The 18,190-nt window shown below is 58.8% G+C and carries 17 protein-coding genes and 1 pseudogene; 8 read left to right on the forward strand and 10 right to left on the reverse strand.

The genetic code is table 11. The annotated features are described in order from the left end of the window. Nucleotides 1-193: 193 nt before the first annotated feature. Together ACYZTU_RS23635 and rlmF are read left to right on the forward strand one after the other, a co-directional pair. On the forward strand, nucleotides 194-3,040 hold the full coding sequence (locus ACYZTU_RS23635) for a valine--tRNA ligase (RefSeq protein WP_461965951.1): 2,847 nt from the start codon (nucleotides 194-196) through the stop codon (nucleotides 3,038-3,040). 234 nt (nucleotides 3,041-3,274) lie between these two features. Then, a complete protein-coding gene (rlmF, locus tag ACYZTU_RS23640; protein ID WP_461965953.1) occupies nucleotides 3,275-4,297 on the forward strand; it encodes a 23S rRNA (adenine(1618)-N(6))-methyltransferase RlmF in 1,023 nt (340 codons plus the stop codon). Nucleotides 4,298-4,398: 101 nt separating this feature from the next. On the opposite strand, the gene ACYZTU_RS23645 is transcribed toward rlmF, so the two are convergent. Further along, nucleotides 4,399-4,680: an HU family DNA-binding protein gene (locus tag ACYZTU_RS23645; RefSeq protein ID WP_007905514.1), complete on the reverse strand. Its 282-nt coding sequence runs from the start codon at nucleotides 4,678-4,680 to the stop codon at nucleotides 4,399-4,401. A gap of 394 nt (nucleotides 4,681-5,074) precedes the next feature. On the opposite strand from ACYZTU_RS23645, the gene yejK reads away from it, so the two are divergent. Further along, entirely contained in the window at nucleotides 5,075-6,079 is a 1,005-nt protein-coding gene (gene yejK / locus ACYZTU_RS23650) for a nucleoid-associated protein YejK (RefSeq protein WP_449643010.1), read from the forward strand. Continuing rightward, entirely contained in the window at nucleotides 6,079-6,429 is a 351-nt protein-coding gene (locus tag ACYZTU_RS23655) for a glutaredoxin family protein (protein WP_461965955.1), read from the forward strand. The genes yejK and ACYZTU_RS23655 overlap by 1 nt, the downstream gene beginning before the upstream one ends. A 26-nt stretch (nucleotides 6,430-6,455) precedes the next feature. Here the strand turns inward: ACYZTU_RS23655 and ACYZTU_RS23660 are convergent, their stop codons facing one another. The 5 genes from ACYZTU_RS23660 to ACYZTU_RS23680 all read right to left on the reverse strand — a co-directional run bounded on the left by ACYZTU_RS23660 (nucleotide 6,456) and on the right by ACYZTU_RS23680 (nucleotide 10,391). After that, nucleotides 6,456-7,391, reverse strand: coding sequence for a glutathione S-transferase family protein (locus ACYZTU_RS23660; RefSeq protein ID WP_461965957.1), 936 nt, complete (start codon nucleotides 7,389-7,391; stop codon nucleotides 6,456-6,458). Between the two features lie 87 nt (nucleotides 7,392-7,478). Further along, the gene (locus ACYZTU_RS23665; RefSeq protein WP_461965959.1) at nucleotides 7,479-7,790 is read right to left on the reverse strand and encodes a GIY-YIG nuclease family protein; all 312 of its coding nucleotides are present in this window, start codon (nucleotides 7,788-7,790) and stop codon (nucleotides 7,479-7,481) included. Between the two features lie 40 nt (nucleotides 7,791-7,830). Beyond that, nucleotides 7,831-8,301 carry a nuclear transport factor 2 family protein gene (locus tag ACYZTU_RS23670; protein ID WP_461965961.1) on the reverse strand — a complete coding sequence of 157 codons (471 nt, stop codon included), beginning with the start codon at nucleotides 8,299-8,301 and terminating at the stop codon, nucleotides 7,831-7,833. A 124-nt stretch (nucleotides 8,302-8,425) separates the two neighbouring features. After that, nucleotides 8,426-9,742 (reverse strand): CynX/NimT family MFS transporter, encoded by a 1,317-nt coding sequence (locus tag ACYZTU_RS23675; RefSeq protein ID WP_461965963.1) that lies wholly within the window; start codon nucleotides 9,740-9,742, stop codon nucleotides 8,426-8,428. Next, nucleotides 9,732-10,391 carry a FadR/GntR family transcriptional regulator gene (locus ACYZTU_RS23680; RefSeq protein WP_461965965.1) on the reverse strand — a complete coding sequence of 220 codons (660 nt, stop codon included), beginning with the start codon at nucleotides 10,389-10,391 and terminating at the stop codon, nucleotides 9,732-9,734. Before ACYZTU_RS23680 ends, ACYZTU_RS23675 begins: the two co-directional genes overlap by 11 nt. A 208-nt stretch (nucleotides 10,392-10,599) precedes the next feature. Here ACYZTU_RS23680 and ACYZTU_RS23685 point away from each other — a divergent pair. Together ACYZTU_RS23685 and ACYZTU_RS23690 are read left to right on the forward strand one after the other, a co-directional pair. After that, a pseudogene (locus tag ACYZTU_RS23685) lies at nucleotides 10,600-10,707 on the forward strand (type II toxin-antitoxin system MqsR family toxin); the annotation flags it as partial. Beyond that, nucleotides 10,704-11,186 carry a type II TA system antitoxin MqsA family protein gene (locus ACYZTU_RS23690; protein WP_461965967.1) on the forward strand — a complete coding sequence of 161 codons (483 nt, stop codon included), beginning with the start codon at nucleotides 10,704-10,706 and terminating at the stop codon, nucleotides 11,184-11,186. The pseudogene ACYZTU_RS23685 and the gene ACYZTU_RS23690, both read left to right, overlap by 4 nt. Before the next feature lie 53 nt (nucleotides 11,187-11,239). Here ACYZTU_RS23690 and ACYZTU_RS23695 read toward each other — a convergent pair whose 3' ends face one another. The 4 genes from ACYZTU_RS23695 to ACYZTU_RS23710 all read right to left on the reverse strand — a co-directional run bounded on the left by ACYZTU_RS23695 (nucleotide 11,240) and on the right by ACYZTU_RS23710 (nucleotide 15,399). Next, complete coding sequence (locus ACYZTU_RS23695) at nucleotides 11,240-12,004, reverse strand: amino acid ABC transporter ATP-binding protein (RefSeq protein WP_129441418.1); 765 nt, start codon at nucleotides 12,002-12,004, stop codon at nucleotides 11,240-11,242. Between the two features lie 11 nt (nucleotides 12,005-12,015). Further along, the gene (locus ACYZTU_RS23700) at nucleotides 12,016-13,113 is read right to left on the reverse strand and encodes an amino acid ABC transporter permease (RefSeq protein ID WP_283181585.1); all 1,098 of its coding nucleotides are present in this window, start codon (nucleotides 13,111-13,113) and stop codon (nucleotides 12,016-12,018) included. 10 nt (nucleotides 13,114-13,123) lie between these two features. After that, nucleotides 13,124-14,305 (reverse strand): amino acid ABC transporter permease, encoded by a 1,182-nt coding sequence (locus tag ACYZTU_RS23705; RefSeq protein WP_461965969.1) that lies wholly within the window; start codon nucleotides 14,303-14,305, stop codon nucleotides 13,124-13,126. Nucleotides 14,306-14,370: 65 nt separating this feature from the next. Further along, entirely contained in the window at nucleotides 14,371-15,399 is a 1,029-nt protein-coding gene (locus ACYZTU_RS23710; protein ID WP_283189070.1) for an amino acid ABC transporter substrate-binding protein, read from the reverse strand. Between the two features lie 467 nt (nucleotides 15,400-15,866). Here ACYZTU_RS23710 and ACYZTU_RS23715 point away from each other — a divergent pair, with 467 nt between their 5' ends. Then, nucleotides 15,867-16,523 (forward strand): alpha/beta hydrolase, encoded by a 657-nt coding sequence (locus ACYZTU_RS23715; RefSeq protein ID WP_461965971.1) that lies wholly within the window; start codon nucleotides 15,867-15,869, stop codon nucleotides 16,521-16,523. A gap of 97 nt (nucleotides 16,524-16,620) precedes the next feature. Then, nucleotides 16,621-18,108 carry an ATP-dependent RNA helicase RhlB gene (gene rhlB / locus ACYZTU_RS23720; RefSeq protein WP_461965973.1) on the forward strand — a complete coding sequence of 496 codons (1,488 nt, stop codon included), beginning with the start codon at nucleotides 16,621-16,623 and terminating at the stop codon, nucleotides 18,106-18,108. Nucleotides 18,109-18,190: the final 82 nt, after the last annotated feature.

The following is an 18,190-nucleotide window of genomic DNA, read 5'->3' on the forward strand; positions in this document are numbered from 1 at the left end:
CTTGCCCGCGAAGGCGGCGTGTCAGGCATATCAATTCTGGCTGACACACCGCCTTCGCGGGCAAGCCTCGCTCCTACAAAGTATTGAACCGCTGTTAACGATGCGCCCTGTCTGCACCTGCTCGCCCTACGCCCCATGCCCCGCTATACTTGCCGGCTTTTCCTGAATAAATGCCAATAGGGTCCCGCCGCGCATGGATAAGACCTACCAGCCGCACGCCATTGAAACTTCCTGGTACAACACCTGGGAGTCAGAGAATTACTTCGCCCCGCAAGGCGCGGGCGAGTCCTACACCATCATGATCCCGCCGCCGAACGTCACCGGCAGCCTGCACATGGGTCACGGCTTCAACAACGCGATCATGGACGCCCTGATCCGTTTCCGTCGCATGCAGGGTCGCAACACCCTGTGGCAACCGGGTACCGACCACGCCGGTATCGCCACGCAAATGCTGGTGGAGCGTCAACTTGAAGCCCAGGGCCAGAATCGCCACGATCTGGGCCGCGAAAAATTCCTCGAGAAAGTCTGGGAATGGAAGGATCAGTCTGGCGGCAACATCAGCCGTCAGATCCGCCGCCTCGGCTCGTCCGTGGACTGGAGCCGCGAGCGCTTCACCATGGACGACGGCCTCTCGGAATCGGTGAAAGAAGCCTTTGTGCGTCTGCACGAAGACGGCCTGATCTACCGCGGCAAGCGCCTGGTCAACTGGGACACCAAGCTGCACACGGCGATTTCCGACCTCGAAGTGGAAAACCACGACGAGAAAGGTTTCCTGTGGAACCTGAAATACCCGCTCGCCGACGGTGCCAAGACCGCTGAAGGCAACGATTACCTGATCGTCGCGACCACTCGCCCGGAAACCATGCTCGGCGACGCCGCCGTAGCGGTTAACCCGAACGATGAACGCTACCAAGCCCTGATCGGCAAATTTGTCGAGCTGCCGCTGGTCGGCCGCCGCATTCCGATCATCGCCGACGATTACTGTGATCCAGAATTCGGCACCGGCTGCGTGAAAATCACCCCGGCCCACGATTTCAACGACTACGAAGTCGGCAAGCGCCACAACCTGCCGCTGCTGAACATCTTCGACAAGAACGCTGCCGTATTGCCGGCCTGTCAGGTGTTCAACCTGGATGGCACGCTCAACGAAAGCATCGACGGCAAGATCCCGGCCGAATACGCCGGACTCGACCGCTTTGAAGCGCGCAAGCAGATCGTTGCTGCGTTCGATGCTGCCGACCTCTTGGTCAGCGTCAACGATCACGCCCTGAAAGTACCGAAAGGCGACCGTTCCGGAACCATCATCGAGCCGTGGCTGACCGACCAGTGGTACGTGTCGACCAAGCCATTGGCCGAGCCTGCGATTGCCGCCGTTGAAGATGGCCGCATTCAGTTCGTGCCCAAGCAATACGAAAACATGTACTTCTCGTGGATGCGCGACATCCAGGACTGGTGCATCAGCCGTCAGCTGTGGTGGGGCCACCGGATTCCGGCCTGGTACGACGAGTCGGGCAAGGTCTATGTCGGTCGCGATGAAGCCGAAGTCCGTGCCAAGCACAACCTCGGTCCTGACGTTGCCCTGCAACAGGACAACGACGTTCTCGACACTTGGTTCAGTTCCGGCCTGTGGACGTTCTCCACGCTCGGCTGGCCTGAGCAGACCGAATTCCTGAAGAAGTTCCATTCCACCGACGTGCTGGTCACCGGCTTCGACATCATTTTCTTCTGGGTTGCCCGGATGATCATGCTCACCATGCACTTGGTGAAGAACGAAGACGGCACGCCGCAGGTTCCGTTCAAGACCGTTTATGTTCACGGTCTGGTGCGCGATGGCCAAGGCCAGAAGATGTCCAAGTCCAAGGGCAACGTTCTGGACCCGCTGGACATCATCGACGGTATCGAGCTGGAAGATCTGGTGCAGAAACGCACGTCCGGCATGATGCAGCCGAAACTGGCGAAGAAGATCGAGAAGCAGACCCGCGACGAGTTCGCCGACGGCATCGCCAGCTACGGCACTGACGCCCTGCGTTTCACTTTCTGCTCGCTGGCCTCCACCGGTCGCGACATCAAGTTCGACATGGGCCGCGTTGAAGGCTATCGCAACTTCTGTAACAAGATCTGGAACGCCGCGCGCTACGTGCTGGACAAGGGCGAAGACTGCGGCCAGAACGGCGAGGCTTACGAGCTGTCGCTGGCGGATCGCTGGATCATTTCGCAGCTGCAACGCACCGAAGCCGAAGTGACCCGTCAACTCGATCAGTTCCGTTTCGACCTGGCCGCACAAGCCTTGTACGAGTTCATCTGGAACCAGTATTGCGACTGGTACCTGGAACTCTCCAAGCCTGTGCTGTGGGACGAGAACGGTCCGATCGAGCGTCAACGTGGCACACGTCGCACGCTGGTTCGGGTGCTGGAAGTTGCCCTGCGTCTGGCGCACCCGTTCATGCCGTTCATCACCGAAGAAATCTGGCAGCGTATCGCGCCGCTGGCCGGTATCGAAGGCAAGACGATCATGCTGCAGCCTTGGCCCGTGGCCAATAACGAGCGCATCGACCCGGCCGCCGAGAACGACATCGAATGGCTCAAGGAGTTGATGCTCGGCACGCGTAACATCCGTGGCGAAATGAACATCGGTCCAGGCAAGCCGCTGAACCTGTTCCTGAAAAACGTCAGCGCCGAAGATCAGCGTCGTCTCACCGAGAACGAAGCCTTGCTGAAGAAGCTGGCTCGCCTCGAATCGATCACCGTGTTGGCCGCCGGCGAAGAAGCGCCGCTGTCCGCCACGGCTCTGGTCGGCGAGATGGAAGTGCTGGTGCCGATGGCTGGCCTGATCGATAAAGATGCCGAGCTGGCGCGTCTTGACAAGGAAATCCTGCGTCTGCAGGGCGAAGTTCAGCGCGTGGGTGGCAAGCTGTCCAACGCTGGCTTCGTCGACAAGGCTCCAGCCGAAGTCATCGACAAGGAACGCGCCAAACTGGCCGAAGCTGAACAGGCCCTGGGCAAATTGGCGGAGCAGCATGCGCGGATTGCCAGCCTGTAACGGCAAATCGCAATGAACAAGGGAGGCCCGAGACGGCCTCCCTTTTTTGTGCCTGCCCCTTTTCGCTTTCTGTAGGAGCGAGGCTTGCCCGCGAAGAACGATAACGCGGTCTACCTGATTGACCATGTCGCGTCCTTCGCGGGCAAGCCTCGCTCCTACAGGAGGATCCCCGCGTTGCCATCGACTGTGGGACAATACCCGCCACTTTTAGCCATACCCGAATCGACAACGCCCATGAACGCCCCCCGTACACCAAGACCTGCGCGCAAGAAGCCTGACACCGCCACCCCGGCCAAAGCCGTGGAGCCTCGTGAGAAGGCCAGCCTGCATCCGCGCAACCGCCATCAGGGTCGTTACGACTTCCCGGCGTTGATCAAAACCACGCTGGAACTGGCGAAGTTCGTGATCATCAACCCGTATGGCAAGGAAAGTATCGACTTCGCCAGCCCGGACGCGGTGCGTGTGTTCAACCGGGCGCTGCTCAAATCGTTCTATGGCATCGCCCACTGGGACATCCCGGCCGATTACCTCTGCCCCCCGGTTCCGGGCCGTGCCGATTACGTGCATTTCCTGGCCGACCTGCTGGCCAGCGTCAACGACGGCGAGATCCCGCGCGGCGCGCCGGTCAAGGTGCTCGATATCGGCATGGGCGCAAACTGCGTCTATCCGCTGATCGGCTACAGCGACTACCGCTGGCACTTCCTCGGCTCGGAAGTCGACCCGACGGCCGTGGCCGCTGCCAAAGCCATCGTGCAGTCGAACGGGCTGAACAAAGCCATCCAGTTGCGTCTGCAAAGCAATTCCAAGCACATTCTGCTGGGCCTGCTGGAACCCGGCGAACGCTTTGACCTGACCATGTGCAACCCGCCGTTCCACGCCTCTATGGACGAGGCCACCAAGGGCAGCGAGCGTAAATGGCGCGCGCTGGGCCGTGCCGACCCGAAACGCAAGCTGCCAGTGCTGAACTTTGGCGGTCAATCGGCCGAACTGTGGTGTGAAGGTGGCGAAGCACGGTTTGTGACGCAATTGATCGCCGAAAGCGCCCATTTCCAGCACAAAGTACTGTGGTTCAGCACCCTGGTTTCGAAGGCCTCGAACCTGCCGGCGATCCAGACGGCGCTGAAAAAGGCGGGCGTACTGGAAAGCCAGGTCGTGGAAATGTCCCAAGGGCAGAAGCAAAGCCGCTTCGTCGCCTGGACCTTCCAAACCAAATCCGAGCAACAAACCTGGCGCGAACGCTGGGCTCGCAAAAGCTGAGTAGCAACTGAAACAGCGATTGGCCCCTGGTCAGTCGCTGAATCGCAGACGCAAAAAAACCGTGCCCGGATTGCTCCGGAGCACGGTTTTTTTACTGCGTCTTACTTGTTAACAGCGTCGGTCAGGCCTTTGGCCACAACCAGCTTGATAACTTTCTTGGCAGCGATTTCGATGGCAGCGCCAGTCGAAGGGTTGCGGCCAGTACGGGCAGGACGCTCGGTCACTTTCAGTTTGCCGATACCTGGCAGAGTGATTTCGCCGCCGTTTTCCAGCTGATCGGCAACGATTTGGCCCAGTTGGTCCAGAGCGTTACGCGCGGTGGTTTTTGGCGCGTCGATAGCTTCAGCGATGTCGGCGATCAGTTGGTCTTTAGTAAGAGCCATGTAGTGTTCCTTCCCTATCAAATTCATATGGATTGCAGAGTGCAGTGTCAGCCATCGAGCCCGATCTTCTGGATCTGGCACCCTCGGCCAATAACCACGGGATCGGGGTTATAGATACCGAAATCAGGGTTTGGTTCGACCTGACAAATGCTGAATGCACGCTTAACGCAGTGACTTCGCGTAAGACCGGGCAAAACTAGCACAGAGACGGGGAAATATCCGCCTCTAGCTACCCATTTGGTCAGCTTTATTGCTCTAAAACTGTAAAAAACAGCATAAGCGCCATCGGACACCCGCGAATCGCCCTTCGTGCCGCGCCAAAACCAGTGGTTGCGGTACACTGAGCGCTTTTTCGGGGAGCACGCCCTCCTCTCTTCAATCAGCCGAGAAGCCCATGCCGATCCGTCATTGCATCGTCCACCTGATCGACAAAAAACCCGACGGCACACCAGCAGTTCTCCATGCTCGCGACGAAGAACTGCCCGAGTCGAGCGCTATCGAGTACATGCTTGCCGACCTCAATGAGAGCTACAACGCCAAACAAGGCAAGGCCTGGGGTTTCTTCCATGCCGAGTCCGGGGCGCATCCGTTCAGCGGCTGGCTGAAGGAATACCTCGATGGCGGCAAGGATTTCACCGCGTTTAGCCGTGTGGCGGTAGAACATCTGCAAAAGCTGATGGAAGAGTCGAACCTCTCTGTGGGCGGCCACGTGCTGTTTGCGCATTATCAGCAAGGCATGACCGACTACCTGGCGATCGCCCTGCTGCACCACAGTGAAGGCGTTGCAGTGACCGATCAGCTGGACGTGACCCCGTCCCGGCATCTGGATTTGGGCCAACTGCATCTGGCGGCGCGAATCAACGTCTCGGAATGGCAGAACAACAAGCAGTCCAAGCAGTACATTTCGTTCATCAAAGGCAAGAACGGCAAAAAGGTTTCGGAGTATTTCCGCGACTTCATCGGCTGCCAGGAAGGCGTCGACGGCCCAGGCGAAACCCGCACCCTGCTCAAGGCTTTCAGCGACTTCGTCGAAAGCGAAGACCTGCCGGAAGAATCCGCCCGCGAGAAAACCAAGACCCTGGTGGATTACGCCAGCAGCCAGGCAAAATTGGGCGAGCCCATGGGCCTGGAAGAACTCTCGGAACTGATCGACGAAGAGCGCCCGAAAGCCTTCTACGACCACATTCGCAACAAAGACTACGGCCTGTCCCCGGAAATCCCGGCAGATAAACGTACCCTCAATCAGTTCCGCCGCTTCACCGGTCGCGCCGAAGGCCTGTCGATCAGCTTCGAAGCGCACCTGTTGGGCTCGAAGATCGAATACGACGAAGAAGCCGGCACGCTGATCATCAAAGGCCTGCCGACCCAACTCACCGACCAGCTCAAGCGACGTAACTGATGCTCGGTGGCGTGCTGAAGAAATTCCTGCTGATCCTGCTGGTGGTTGTGGTCTATCAGAACTGGGGCAAGATCGAGCGGGTGTTCAATCCGGCGCAGGTGGTGTCCGAGCAGACTCAGGCCAAGGCCAACGTCGTGCTCTACGCCACCGAATGGTGCGGATACTGCAAATTGACCCGGCGCTTTCTCGACCAGAAAGGCATTCCGTACAAGGAATTCGATATCGAGAAAGATGCCGAGGCGCGCAAGGCTTATGAGGCGCTGGGTGGCGGCGGGATTCCGATCATCGATGTGAACGGGACGTTGATTCGCGGGTATGACCCGGATGCGATTCTCGCGGCCCTAAAATAATTCGATCGGGGTAATTAATACTTGTGTCAGCGTGCCTCGATGCGGAACCCGAACCGCGGAAAATGCACATGCACCAACCCGCCACGCTCGTCTTCACGGCGCAAAATCAATTCTTCACGCCCCGCAAACAGCAGCTCACCGGCCACCGAATCAACGCCGTAGTCAGTGGCCGCAATCACCACCCGTTGGCCCGCCTCAAACCCGTTCGGCTCATCGAACTGCTCATTCGGCAACGCGGCAGGTGTGGCATTGCGCGACACCTCCAGCGCCTCCTCTGCCGTCATCTCGCTGAACGCACCATGACCGAAGCCCATCACGCGCCCGAACCATGCACTGACCGCGGGATAGGCATCAACCAACGGTGAAGTTACCGGTGTGGCTTTGAGGAACCACAAGCAATGGGCCAGGGCAAAGTCGGCAATCGATGGCTCTCCGAACAGGAAGTCGCCTGACTCGCGCTGAAGCTGCTGCTCCAGACGTCCCATGATCGTCGGCCATTGATGCTTGGCCTGCTCTGCGGACAAACGTGTAGCGCTGCCTCCACTGAACAGCCCGGCGCGATCGGCCATGAATGCCTTGATCGCTTCTGGCGGTAATGCGCCAAAGCGCACGGCCACCGATTCCGGCTGAAACACCAGGCTGACCGCGTGCTGGAACACCACCGAATCCGCCCACGCGGAGAAGGTCGCAACGATCATTTCCTGACCTTCCGGGAAGAACGCCGGCAAGGCTTTTTCCTGTTCCAGACGGTGGGCGATCAGCGACGTGTCGCAATAGATATCTGCGCCAATCTGCAACACCGGTGTCTTGCGGTAGCCGCCGGTCAACGCCGTCAGATCAGGTTTTGGCATCACGGGCGAAACCTTCACCGAGCGCCAGGACAACCCCTTGAAACCCAGCAACAGGCGGGCCTTTTCGGCGAAAGGGGACGTCGGGTAGTGATGAAGAATCAACTCGGACATGCTCGGCTCCGCCGCTGGGAAAGGAATCCGCAGCTTAGCGCGCAATCCGCTAGCAGCCTACAGATCTGCCTGATAGGTACTGATCATTCAGATTGATAAGCCCGCAGAAAAGGTCGTCACCAGACATTCCTTGGCGCTTTTCTTGAGTTTTTTGATCAGCCGTTCCTGACGCAGCGCTTCGCTTTTATCGCGGCAGGCTTCGGTGTAAACCAATGCCACGGCTGGGCTGGAGAGGAAGAATCGCGCCCCCTTGCCGCTCTGGTGAGTAGCGAATCGGCGCACGGGATCATCGCTGATCCCGCAGTAGAGCGAACCATTGGCCGCGCGAACGAGGTAGACGAACCAGGGTTTGCTCACCGGCGTGTCGGCATCGACGGAGATTTCGCTGAGGGTGTTCACGTGACGATCAAGGCTTGAAAGGAAACAAGCCGCGATCTTATCAGCGACTGGCCTGGAATGCCTTCAGCCCCTTCAAGGCCTGAGCTCGAACGGCGTTTCTCACCGCTGGCGTCCAGCCCAATAGCAGCCCTTTGAACCCCAGCGCCTGCCGGGACCAGGTCCACATGTCGAAGCTGTCGTGATGCTCGCAGATCTTGCCGTCGCGAAAAACGAATCTAGCCTGAATATCGTTGACCACCGTGTTACCGGTCTGGCTGAACAGATACGTTGCCACCCAATGGGCGCCACCGGTGCGCTCATCGCTGCGCACGGTATCGAACGTCAGGGAAAAGTCCTTGGCCCGGGTGGTGAGCATGCGCCACATGTCGCCGGCATCACGGCCACGCAGCTCGCCGAACGCTGGATCACTGAACACCACGTCGTCGGTATAACAGGCACTCATGGCCTCGGCATCCAGCCGCTGGAAGGCTTGATAGAACTGGGTGATCAATGCGCTGTGGGCATCACTCATGGGCAAGCTCCCCGATGTGCAAATAGATGTGCAAAGTGGCTTCAAAAGACTGCCTGCACGATAGTCAACAAACGCCTGGAACACTATCGGCATTCGTGGGCCGAATACCGACAGTGCGCGGGTGTCAGACCCTTTCGCTTTCGACCTGGACGCACAGCGAACGTCCGGCGCCGAGGCCGGCGATGATCGCCCCGAGGCCAATGATGCCGAAGATCCAGCCCAGGGCGTTCCAGCCGCCGGTCCAGTCATGCACGATACCGACCGCGAACGGCCCCATGGACGCCAGGGTGTAACCGAAGCCCTGGGCCATGCTCGACAGGTTCGCCGCGACATGTGAGTCCCGCGAGCGCAGCACAATCAGCGTCAGCGCCAGACTGAACGCACCGCCCTGCCCGAGCCCCAGCAGGATCGCCCAGCCCCACAAGCCTTCGATCGGTGCGTAGAGGCAACCGAATAAACCGCCAAGGGTCAGTAGCATGACGATAACGATCGCCAGACGCTGATCCTTGCCGCGGGTCGCCAGCCACGGCGCGGCCAGTGAGCTGGCCAACTGGATAAGAACAGAACCCGAGAGCACCAGACCGGCCTGGGTCGGGGTCAAACCGCGGCCAATCAGGATCGATGGCAACCAGCCGAATACGATGTAAGCCAGAGAAGATTGCAGGCCCATGTAGAGCGTCACTTGCCAGGCCAGCGGATCACGCAATAGACCGCGAACCCGATAGGCGACGTTGTGCGCGCCGTGTTTCTGACCGACTTGTGGCAACCAGAAAATCGCCGCGACCAATGCTGGCACCACCCAGAAGCCGAGGCCCAGCGCCCAGCTCTTGTCGAAATGCTCGCTCAACGGCACGGTCGCGCCCGCCGCCATCGCCGCGCCCAGACACAGCGCCATGGTGTAGACGCCGGTCATGGTCCCGGCGTGTTTAGCGAAGTCGCGCTTGACGATGCCCGGCAACAAAACGCCGATCACGCCGATGCTCGCACCGGCCAGCACGCTGCCGGCAAACAGGCCGATTGTGCCGAACGAACTGCGCAGGATGATCCCGCCGGCCAACATCAAAAGAATCCCCAATACCACCCGTTCGGCGCCGAATCGTCGTGCCAGCACGGGCGCCAGCGGTGCAAACAAGCCGAGGCACAGCACCGGCAACGTCGTCAGCAAACCGGCCTGAGCTGACGACAAACCGAGGGTCTTCGAGATCTCGCTGAGCATCGGCGCCATGCTCGACAGCGCCGGGCGCAGGTTCAGCGCCACCAGGATCAAGCTCAGCAACAACAGCCATGGACGATGCAGGATCGGGTGGCTTTGCTGGACCTGTTCGTCATTGGCCTCGGCATCGATCAGCAGTTCTTCGAGCTCTGCTGTGCGCTTGGCTTGGGCGATGCTGCTGTTGTTGACCTGCTGGCTGGGCATGGAATTCTCGGTTTCAAGGTTCATTGATCAACTCCCTCGAAAGGGCTTTGGCCCGCTCCGGGTCGCGTTGCTCGACGGCATCAAGCAGTGCGATATGTAGGTCGAACACCTCCTGGCGTCGAGGGCTGATGTTCAGGGTTTCGCGCAAATGCGCACCGACGATGCTGGAGAAATAGCGATACAACTCGCTAAGCGTCGGGTTGTGCGCGGCGTCCACCAGACGGCGGTGGAACACCAAGTCGCAGGCGATGTAGGTGTCGAGATCGCCGTGGTAGTGGCTGCCGCTGACGCCCAGTGCTTCGCGCAGGGCCGCCAGGTCTTCATCCGTACGCCGCAGTGCGGCCAGGCCGATGGCCTCGACTTCCAGAATGTGCCGAGTCTCCCGGGCTTGCTCGTGCGAGCAACGGGACAACGCCTTCATGGTGTCGAGCGGATCGACCACCGCCCGCAGGTAGCTGCCATCGCCCTGACGGATTTCGATCAATCCGGAAAACGCCAACACGCGCATGGCTTCGCGCACGGTGTTACGGCTGATGCCCAGTTCTGCGGACAGTTCAGGTTCTGTGGGCAAGCGCTGACCGACCACCCAAACGCCTTGGTTGATGCGCAGGCGTAACTGATCCAGGGCCTGGTCAACCAGGGACCGTTTAACTAGTGGAGAAATGTCTGACATAGAATTCGCCCTTTCATCCAATCATAGGATGAATTTTCTGACATGTTAGTCAGATCCACGTAGGACGGCAACCGCCTACGGTCAGGGAGAGGGAAATGGAGCGGGATTTTCGATTAGTCAAAATTACCCTTTAAGGGTAATTTCAGGGTCGGGTTAGCGGCTTCTTATGGAAAAGAACACACCCCATTACAACCTAGTTGTGATTAAGCAAGACGTTTATCACGCCAGTTCACACGGTCTGGAGATTTACATCAAGGTGACATACCGCCCTGGCGGAGGTCCTCCGGTAATCTCCTTCAAGGAGAAAAACTCATGAAAACTCAACAGTGTTTCAGCTGCGGCGCCCTTGAAGGAATGAGACATTTCGAGGGGCGCGGTGAAACCTTGAGCGTAAAGGGGATGGAACGTCGGGTAGATGATCTATCCGGCTGGGAATGCCAAATGTGCGCGGAAGTCGAGTTCGACGACATCTGTTCACAGCGATATTCTGACGCAGGTGATGAACTGGTCATCGCCGGCAGACAGATGATCGGCGCCGAGATGAAGCGCATCCGCCGCAAACTGCATCTGTCCCAAAAAGAAGCGGTGCTGTTGTTGTCCGGTGGCGGACATAACGCATTTTCCCGCTACGAGCGCGGCGAAATACTTCCACCGAAGGCGTTGATGCTGCTGATGCGTCTGCTTGACCGCCATCCGCATTTGCTCATCGACGCGAAAATTTTGGGTGAAGGAGCGGATTTAAGGGGCTTTAAAGAGACCGTGCACAAAGAGCACGAAACGCTGACGGTTTCCTGAGCAAAAAACAAACCCGGCGCGAGGCCGGGTTTGTTCTGCGATTCAGCCTGACATCAATGCAGAATCTGGCTCAGGAACAGCTTCGTACGCTCATTCTGCGGATTATCGAAGAAGTCGTTCGGCGCGGCCTGTTCGACGATTTCACCTTTGTCCATAAAGATCACGCGGTTAGCCACGGTGCGGGCGAAGCCCATTTCGTGGGTTACGCAAAGCATGGTCATGCCGTCTTCAGCCAGGCCGATCATGGTGTCCAACACCTCTTTCACCATTTCCGGGTCGAGCGCCGAGGTCGGCTCATCGAACAGCATGATTTTCGGTTTCATGCACAAGGCACGGGCAATCGCCACTCGCTGTTGCTGACCGCCGGACAGTTGCCCCGGGAATTTATGCGCCTGCTCCGGAATGCGGACGCGTTCCAAGTAATGCATGGCGATTTCTTCGGCCTGGCGCTTGGGCATCTTGCGCACCCACATCGGCGCCAGCGTGCAGTTCTGCAGGATGGTCAGGTGCGGGAACAGGTTGAAGTGCTGGAACACCATGCCGACTTCACGGCGGACCGATTCGATCTGTTTGAGGTCGTTGGTCAGCTCCACACCATCGACCACGATGCGGCCCTGCTGGTGTTCTTCCAGACGGTTGAGGCAACGAATGGTGGTGGACTTGCCGGAACCCGACGGGCCGCACAGGACGATACGCTCGCCCTGTTTAACGTTCAGGTTGATGTCTTTCAACACGTGGAACTGGCCGTACCACTTGTTGACGCCCTGCATCTGAATAATGCCTTCAGGGCTCACAGGCTGTTTGATCGCTTCACTCATAAACTACGCTCCTAACGCTTGTGGCCAGTGTCCAGCTTACGTTCCAAATGCATGGAATAGCGGGACATACCAAAACAGAAAATCCAGAACACCAGGGCCGCGAACACATAGCCTTCAGTGGCCATGCCCAACCATTTCGGGTCGGCGGCGGCTTGTTTGACGCTGTTGAGCAAGTCGAACAGGCCGATGATGATCACCAGGCTGGTGTCCTTGAACAGCGCAATGAAGGTGTTGACGATGCCAGGGATCACCATCTTCAGGGCTTGCGGCAGAATCACCAGGCCCATGCTGCGCCAGTAACCGAGGCCCATCGCGGCAGCCGCTTCGTACTGACCTTTGGGAATCGCTTGCAGACCACCGCGCACCACTTCGGCCACGTAAGCCGACTGGAACAGGATCACGCCGATCAGCGCCCGCAGCAGTTTGTCGAAGTTCATGCCTTCAGGCAGGAACAACGGCAGCATCACCGAGGACATGAACAGCACCGTGATCAACGGCACGCCGCGCCAGAATTCGATGAAGGTCACGCAAACCACCCGAATCGCTGGCATGTTCGAACGACGGCCCAGTGCCAGGACGATACCCAGCGGCAGCGCGCCGGCAATACCGACGGTGGCGATCACCAGGGTCAGCATCAGACCGCCCCATTGGCTGGTCGCCACGGCGCTCAGGCCGAACACGCCGCCGTGCAGCAGGCACCAGGCAATGATCGGGTACAGCACCAGGAAGCTCAGGCCATACACCGCTTTATGGTGAAAACGCGAGATGAACAACGGTGCCACGCCGATGACCGCCAGCCACACGGTCAGGTCCACGCGCCAGCGCAGGTCCACCGGGTAGTAGCCGTACATGAACTGGCCGAAGCGCTGCTGGATGAACACCCAGCAGGCGCCCTCCTTGGTGCAGTCAGCCTGGGTGGTGCCGACCCAGTTGGCATCGAGGATCGCCCAGCTCAGGATCGGCGGCACCACCAGGTAGATCAGGTAGAACGCGAACAGGGTCAGCAGGGTGTTGAGCCAGCTGGAGAACATGTTAGCGCGCATCCACGCCACGACACCGATGCTGCGGCTCGGGGGTGGCATGTCAGGTTTGAAAGTATGAGTACTCATGCGCTTTTCCTTACCGCTCGATCAGCGCAATGCGCTTGTTGTACCAGTTCATCAGCAGGGAAATGCTGATACTGATCGCCAGGTACACGCTCATGGTGATGGCAATCACCTCGATTGCCTGCCCGGTCTGGTTCAGCACCGTACCGGCAAACAACGAGACCATTTCCGGATAACCGATACCGGCTGCCAGCGAGGAGTTCTTCGCCAGGTTCAGGTATTGGCTGGTCAGCGGTGGAATGATCACGCGCAGGGCTTGCGGGATGATCACCTTGCGCAGCGTCGGACCGTTGCGCAAACCCAACGAGTGCGCCGCTTCGGTCTGGCCGTGGCTGACCGACTTGATGCCCGAACGCACGATCTCGGCGATGAACGCCGCGGTGTACACCGTCAGGGCCAGGGTCAGCGCCAGCAGTTCCGGGATCAGCACCCAGCCACCGACGAAGTTGAAGCCCTTGAGCTCCGGCATTTCCCAATGCACGGGGGCGCCGAAGATCAGCGCACACAGCGCCGGGATCACCAGCAACAGCGCCAGGCCGGTCCAGAACTTGCGGAACGGAACGCCGGTGGCTTCGAAGCGTTTGTTGGCCCAGCGGCACATCAGCACGATGGCGACGATGGCCACGACGACGCCGACCACAAACGGCCAGAAACCGTCCGCCGCCAACGCTGCGGGCATATTCAGGCCGCGGCTGCTGACGAAGAAGGTGTCGCCGAAGTTATGGCTGTTGCGTGGCCCTGGCATGGTCAGGAACACCGCGAAGTACCAGAACAGGATTTGCAGCAGCGGAGGAATGTTGCGGAAGACTTCCACATAAACAGTCGCCAGCTTGGCAATGATCCAGTTCTTCGACAGCCGTGACACACCGACGATGAACCCGAGGATCGTCGCCAGGATCACGCCGATGAAGGTCACCAACAGTGTGTTGAGCAAGCCGATGACAAACACCCGGGCATAACTGTCCGATTCGGTGTAGTCGATCAGGTGTTGAGCGATGCCGAAACCGGCACTGCGCTCCAGAAAGCTGAAGCCGGAGGTAATGCCCCGGTGCTGAAGGTTGGTCTGTGTGTTATCGAACAGATACCAGCCCATCGAGACCACCGCCACAATGGTGATGATCTGAAATAGCCACGCACGCACTTTCGGATCGCTGAGGCTGAGCCTCTGCTTTGGTGCGCCGATTGAATTTTGCATGAAGTGCCCCGGAAATAATGGAACAGAACATCACCCGGCGGTTGGCCCACCGGGTGATAGAACCATCAGCGCACTGGTGGTGCGTATTGAATGCCGCCGTTGTTCCACAGAGCGTTCAGCCCGCGGTCAATGGCCAGTGGAGTGCCCTTGCCGAGGTTTTTCTCGAACACTTCACCGTAGTTACCTACTTGCTTGACGATCTGAACGACCCAGTCTTTCTTCACTTTCAGGTCTTTGCCGTATTCACCGTCAGCGCCCAGCAGACGAGCAACGTCCGGGTTCTTGGTGGCTTTGGCTTCAGCTTCAACGTTTGTCTGGGTGATGCCCATTTCTTCAGCGTTGAGCATCGCGAACAGGGTCCACTTGACGATGCTGAACCACTCTTCGTCGCCTTTACGCACGACCGGGCCCAGAGGCTCCTTGGAGATGGTTTCCGGCAGAACGACGTAGTCGGTCGGGGTCGCCAGCTTGCTGCGTTGTGCGTAGAGTTGGGATTTGTCGGAGGTCAGCACGTCGCAACGACCGGATTCCAGCGACTTGGCGCTTTCATCGGAGGTGTCGAAGGTGATCGGGGTGTATTTCAGACCGTTGCCGCGGAAGTAGTCGGAAACGTTCAGCTCGGTGGTGGTACCGGCTTGAATGCAGATGGTGGCGCCGTCGAGCTCTTTAGCGCTCTTCACACCCAGTTTGTTGTTCACCAGGAAGCCGATGCCGTCGTAGTACGTTACGCCGGCAAACACCAGACCCATGCCCGAATCGCGCGAACTGGTCCAGGTGGTGTTACGCGACAGCACGTCGATTTCACCGGACTGCAGCGCGGTGAAGCGCTCTTTGGCGTTCAACTGGCTGAATTTGACTTTGGTCGCATCGCCGAAAACGGCAGCGGCCACAGCGCGGCAGACGTCAGCATCGATACCGATGATCTTGCCAGTGGAGTCCGGTACCGAGAAGCCCGGCAGACCGTCACTTACACCGCACTGTACGAAACCTTTCTTCTGCACTGCATCCAGGGTTGCACCCGCCTGAGCGAACCCACTGACGCCGAGTACTGCGGCTGCAGTCACGATAGCCAGGGTGGATTTCAACATCTTCATTCAAACCTCCAGTTTTGCTCTTGTTGTGTCGGAGCTTGAGTCCAGTCGCACCCTTATGAGGCGTTGTTGACCCGTGTTGGCTTTTTTTGGGGTCAACCGACGTAAGACCTGCGCTATGAGTCTAGTAGGAGAAAATCCACATCATGGACAACTCACTTCTCACCAATCGGCCGAACGGGCTGTAGCCCTTTCACGTTCGCGAAGCCCGTAGCGGCCACTGGCGAACATCCATCACCGGATTCTTTGCTGTCCCACTGCCAGCAGTACACTGATAGTGTTACCGCAAGGCGCGAGATGGGTTGCACCGTTTCCCCTTAGCAAAGCCCGTACCAGACCGCTCGCAGAAGCGATTCAGCGACAGGTCAATAGCAAAACTTGTAGCCTTGCGACATCTTCTTAACTGATCAACTAGGCGCGCACTCGGATCTCGCACTTAATGAGCGCGCACGCACATATATGGAGCACTCATGACCGAGCCCTTGATTCTTCAACCCGTCAAGCCCGCAGACGCCTGCGTTATATGGCTGCACGGCCTGGGCGCCGACCGCTACGACTTCCTGCCGGTGGCCGAAGCGCTGCAGGAAAGCCTGCTGACCACCCGCTTCGTGCTCCCTCAGGCACCAACCTGCGCCGTGACCATCAATGGTGGTTACGAGATGCCAAGCTGGTACGACATATTGGCCATGAGCCCCGCGCGCGCGATCAACCGCGAACAGCTGGAAGCGTCGGCGGACAGGATCATTAAATTGATCGAAGTGCAGCGCGCCAGCGGAATAGACGCCTCGCGGATATTTCTGGCAGGTTTTTCCCAAGGTGGCGCGGTGGTGTTACACACCGCGTTTCTGAAATGGCAGGGGCCGTTGGGTGGCGTACTTGCCCTCTCGACTTACGCACCGACCTTCAGCGATGAACTGGTGCTTTGCGCCAGCCAGCAGCGCATTCCCGTGCTGTCTTTGCACGGCCAGTACGATGACGTGGTGCAAAACTCCATGGGCCGCACCGCTTACGAGTATTTAAAGCAGCATGGTGTCACCGCGACATGGCAGGAATACCCAATGGGCCACGAAGTGTTACCCGAGGAAATTCGCGATATTGGCGTCTGGCTCGCCGAGCGCTTGCGTTAACCGCTTATGTAAAAACAGCCCATTGATCCATCCCACTACGCCGCGCCCGATTCTTGCATTACACTGGCCGGCGTATATTCCTTAATCAATTGATGAGATGACCGTGCTCAAAGCACTCAAGAAAATGTTCGGTAAAAGCGAGACTGAGCAGCTCGCGCCAGTCTCCAGCGCTCCGTCTCACCATCCCAGCCACCGCACCGACGGTAATCAGTCTGGCCGGACCGCAACCGTAGCGGTACCGAAGCACGAGCCGATGGCCACACCGGCCGTCCAACCCGTTGAGGCTCAAGCCTCTGAAGAACCGAGCAGCGAAGCTGCGAAACCTGCCAAACCGCGTCGCGAACCGAAGCCAAAAGCGCCGGTTATCCCCTGGAAACTCGAAGACTTCGCCGTCGAACCCCAGGAAGGCAAAACCCGTTTTCACGATTTCAAACTCGCCCCTGAACTGATGCACGCCATCCAGGACCTGGGTTTCCCGTATTGCACGCCGATTCAGGCACAGGTGCTTGGCTTCACCCTGGCGGGCAAAGACGCCATCGGTCGCGCCCAGACCGGCACCGGCAAAACCGCCGCGTTCCTGATTTCGATCATCACCCAACTGCTGCAAACCCCACCGCCGAAAGAGCGTTACATGGGTGAGCCGCGGGCGCTGATCATTGCGCCGACCCGTGAACTGGTGGTGCAGATCGCCAAGGACGCGGCCGATCTGACCAAATACACCGGCCTCAACGTCATGACGTTTGTCGGCGGCATGGACTTCGACAAGCAGCTCAAGCACCTCGAAGCCCGTCATTGCGACATCCTCGTGGCCACTCCGGGCCGTCTGCTGGACTTCAACCAGCGCGGCGACGTGCACCTGGACATGGTCGAAGTCATGGTCCTGGACGAAGCCGACCGGATGCTCGACATGGGTTTCATCCCACAAGTGCGTCAGATCATTCGCCAGACTCCGCCGAAGGACGAGCGTCAGACGCTGCTGTTCTCCGCGACTTTCACCGAAGACGTGATGAACCTGGCCAAGCAATGGACTACCGACCCGTCGATCGTCGAGATCGAGTCGCAGAACGTGGCCAGCGAAAACGTCGAGCAACACATTTACGCCGTGGCCGGCGCCGACAAATACAAACTGCTCTACAACCTGGTCAACGACAACGGTTGGGAGCGGGTGATGGTGTTTGCCAACCGCAAGGACGAAGTGCGGCGCATCGAAGAACGCCTGGTACGTGATGGCGTCAATGCCGCGCAACTGTCTGGCGACGTGCCGCAGCACAAGCGAATCAAGACCCTCGAAGGTTTCCGTGAGGGCAAGATCCGCGTACTGGTCGCCACCGATGTGGCCGGCCGCGGCATTCACATCGACGGCATCAGCCACGTGATCAACTTCACCCTGCCGGAAGTCCCGGACGACTATGTGCACCGTATCGGTCGCACCGGTCGTGCTGGCGCCGATGGCGTGTCCATCAGTTTTGCCGGTGAAGACGACTCCTACCAGCTACCGTCCATCGAGGCGCTGCTGGGTCGCAAGATCAGCTGTGAAACGCCACCGACGCATCTGCTGCGGGCGGTTGAGCGCAAGCGCCCGTAACGCGGGCAGCATTAAAAAAGGCGCAGCCGGAAACGGACTGCGCTTTTTTTTCGTCCGGATTTTTTTCAACAGGAGCTTGCTC

The sequence above is a fragment of the Pseudomonas sp. HLT2-19-2 genome, from assembly GCF_054898005.1.

Bases quoted from the DNA above. Each gene is read 5' to 3' on its own strand.
- ACYZTU_RS23635 (WP_461965951.1), top strand. From the start codon at position 194: ATGGATAAGACCTACCAGCCGCACGCCATTGAAACTTCCTGGTACAAC.
- rlmF (WP_461965953.1), top strand. From the start codon at position 3,275: ATGAACGCCCCCCGTACACCAAGACCTGCGCGCAAGAAGCCTGACACC.
- ACYZTU_RS23645 (WP_007905514.1), bottom strand. From the start codon at position 4,680: ATGGCTCTTACTAAAGACCAACTGATCGCCGACATCGCTGAAGCTATC.
- yejK (WP_449643010.1), top strand. From the start codon at position 5,075: ATGCCGATCCGTCATTGCATCGTCCACCTGATCGACAAAAAACCCGAC.
- ACYZTU_RS23655 (WP_461965955.1), top strand. From the start codon at position 6,079: ATGCTCGGTGGCGTGCTGAAGAAATTCCTGCTGATCCTGCTGGTGGTT.
- ACYZTU_RS23660 (WP_461965957.1), bottom strand. From the start codon at position 7,391: ATGTCCGAGTTGATTCTTCATCACTACCCGACGTCCCCTTTCGCCGAA.
- ACYZTU_RS23670 (WP_461965961.1), bottom strand. From the start codon at position 8,301: ATGAGTGATGCCCACAGCGCATTGATCACCCAGTTCTATCAAGCCTTC.
- ACYZTU_RS23675 (WP_461965963.1), bottom strand. From the start codon at position 9,742: ATGAACCTTGAAACCGAGAATTCCATGCCCAGCCAGCAGGTCAACAAC.
- ACYZTU_RS23680 (WP_461965965.1), bottom strand. From the start codon at position 10,391: ATGTCAGACATTTCTCCACTAGTTAAACGGTCCCTGGTTGACCAGGCC.
- ACYZTU_RS23690 (WP_461965967.1), top strand. From the start codon at position 10,704: ATGAAAACTCAACAGTGTTTCAGCTGCGGCGCCCTTGAAGGAATGAGA.
- ACYZTU_RS23695 (WP_129441418.1), bottom strand. From the start codon at position 12,004: ATGAGTGAAGCGATCAAACAGCCTGTGAGCCCTGAAGGCATTATTCAG.
- ACYZTU_RS23700 (WP_283181585.1), bottom strand. From the start codon at position 13,113: ATGAGTACTCATACTTTCAAACCTGACATGCCACCCCCGAGCCGCAGC.
- ACYZTU_RS23705 (WP_461965969.1), bottom strand. From the start codon at position 14,305: ATGCAAAATTCAATCGGCGCACCAAAGCAGAGGCTCAGCCTCAGCGAT.
- ACYZTU_RS23710 (WP_283189070.1), bottom strand. From the start codon at position 15,399: ATGAAGATGTTGAAATCCACCCTGGCTATCGTGACTGCAGCCGCAGTA.
- ACYZTU_RS23715 (WP_461965971.1), top strand. From the start codon at position 15,867: ATGACCGAGCCCTTGATTCTTCAACCCGTCAAGCCCGCAGACGCCTGC.
- rhlB (WP_461965973.1), top strand. From the start codon at position 16,621: ATGACCGTGCTCAAAGCACTCAAGAAAATGTTCGGTAAAAGCGAGACT.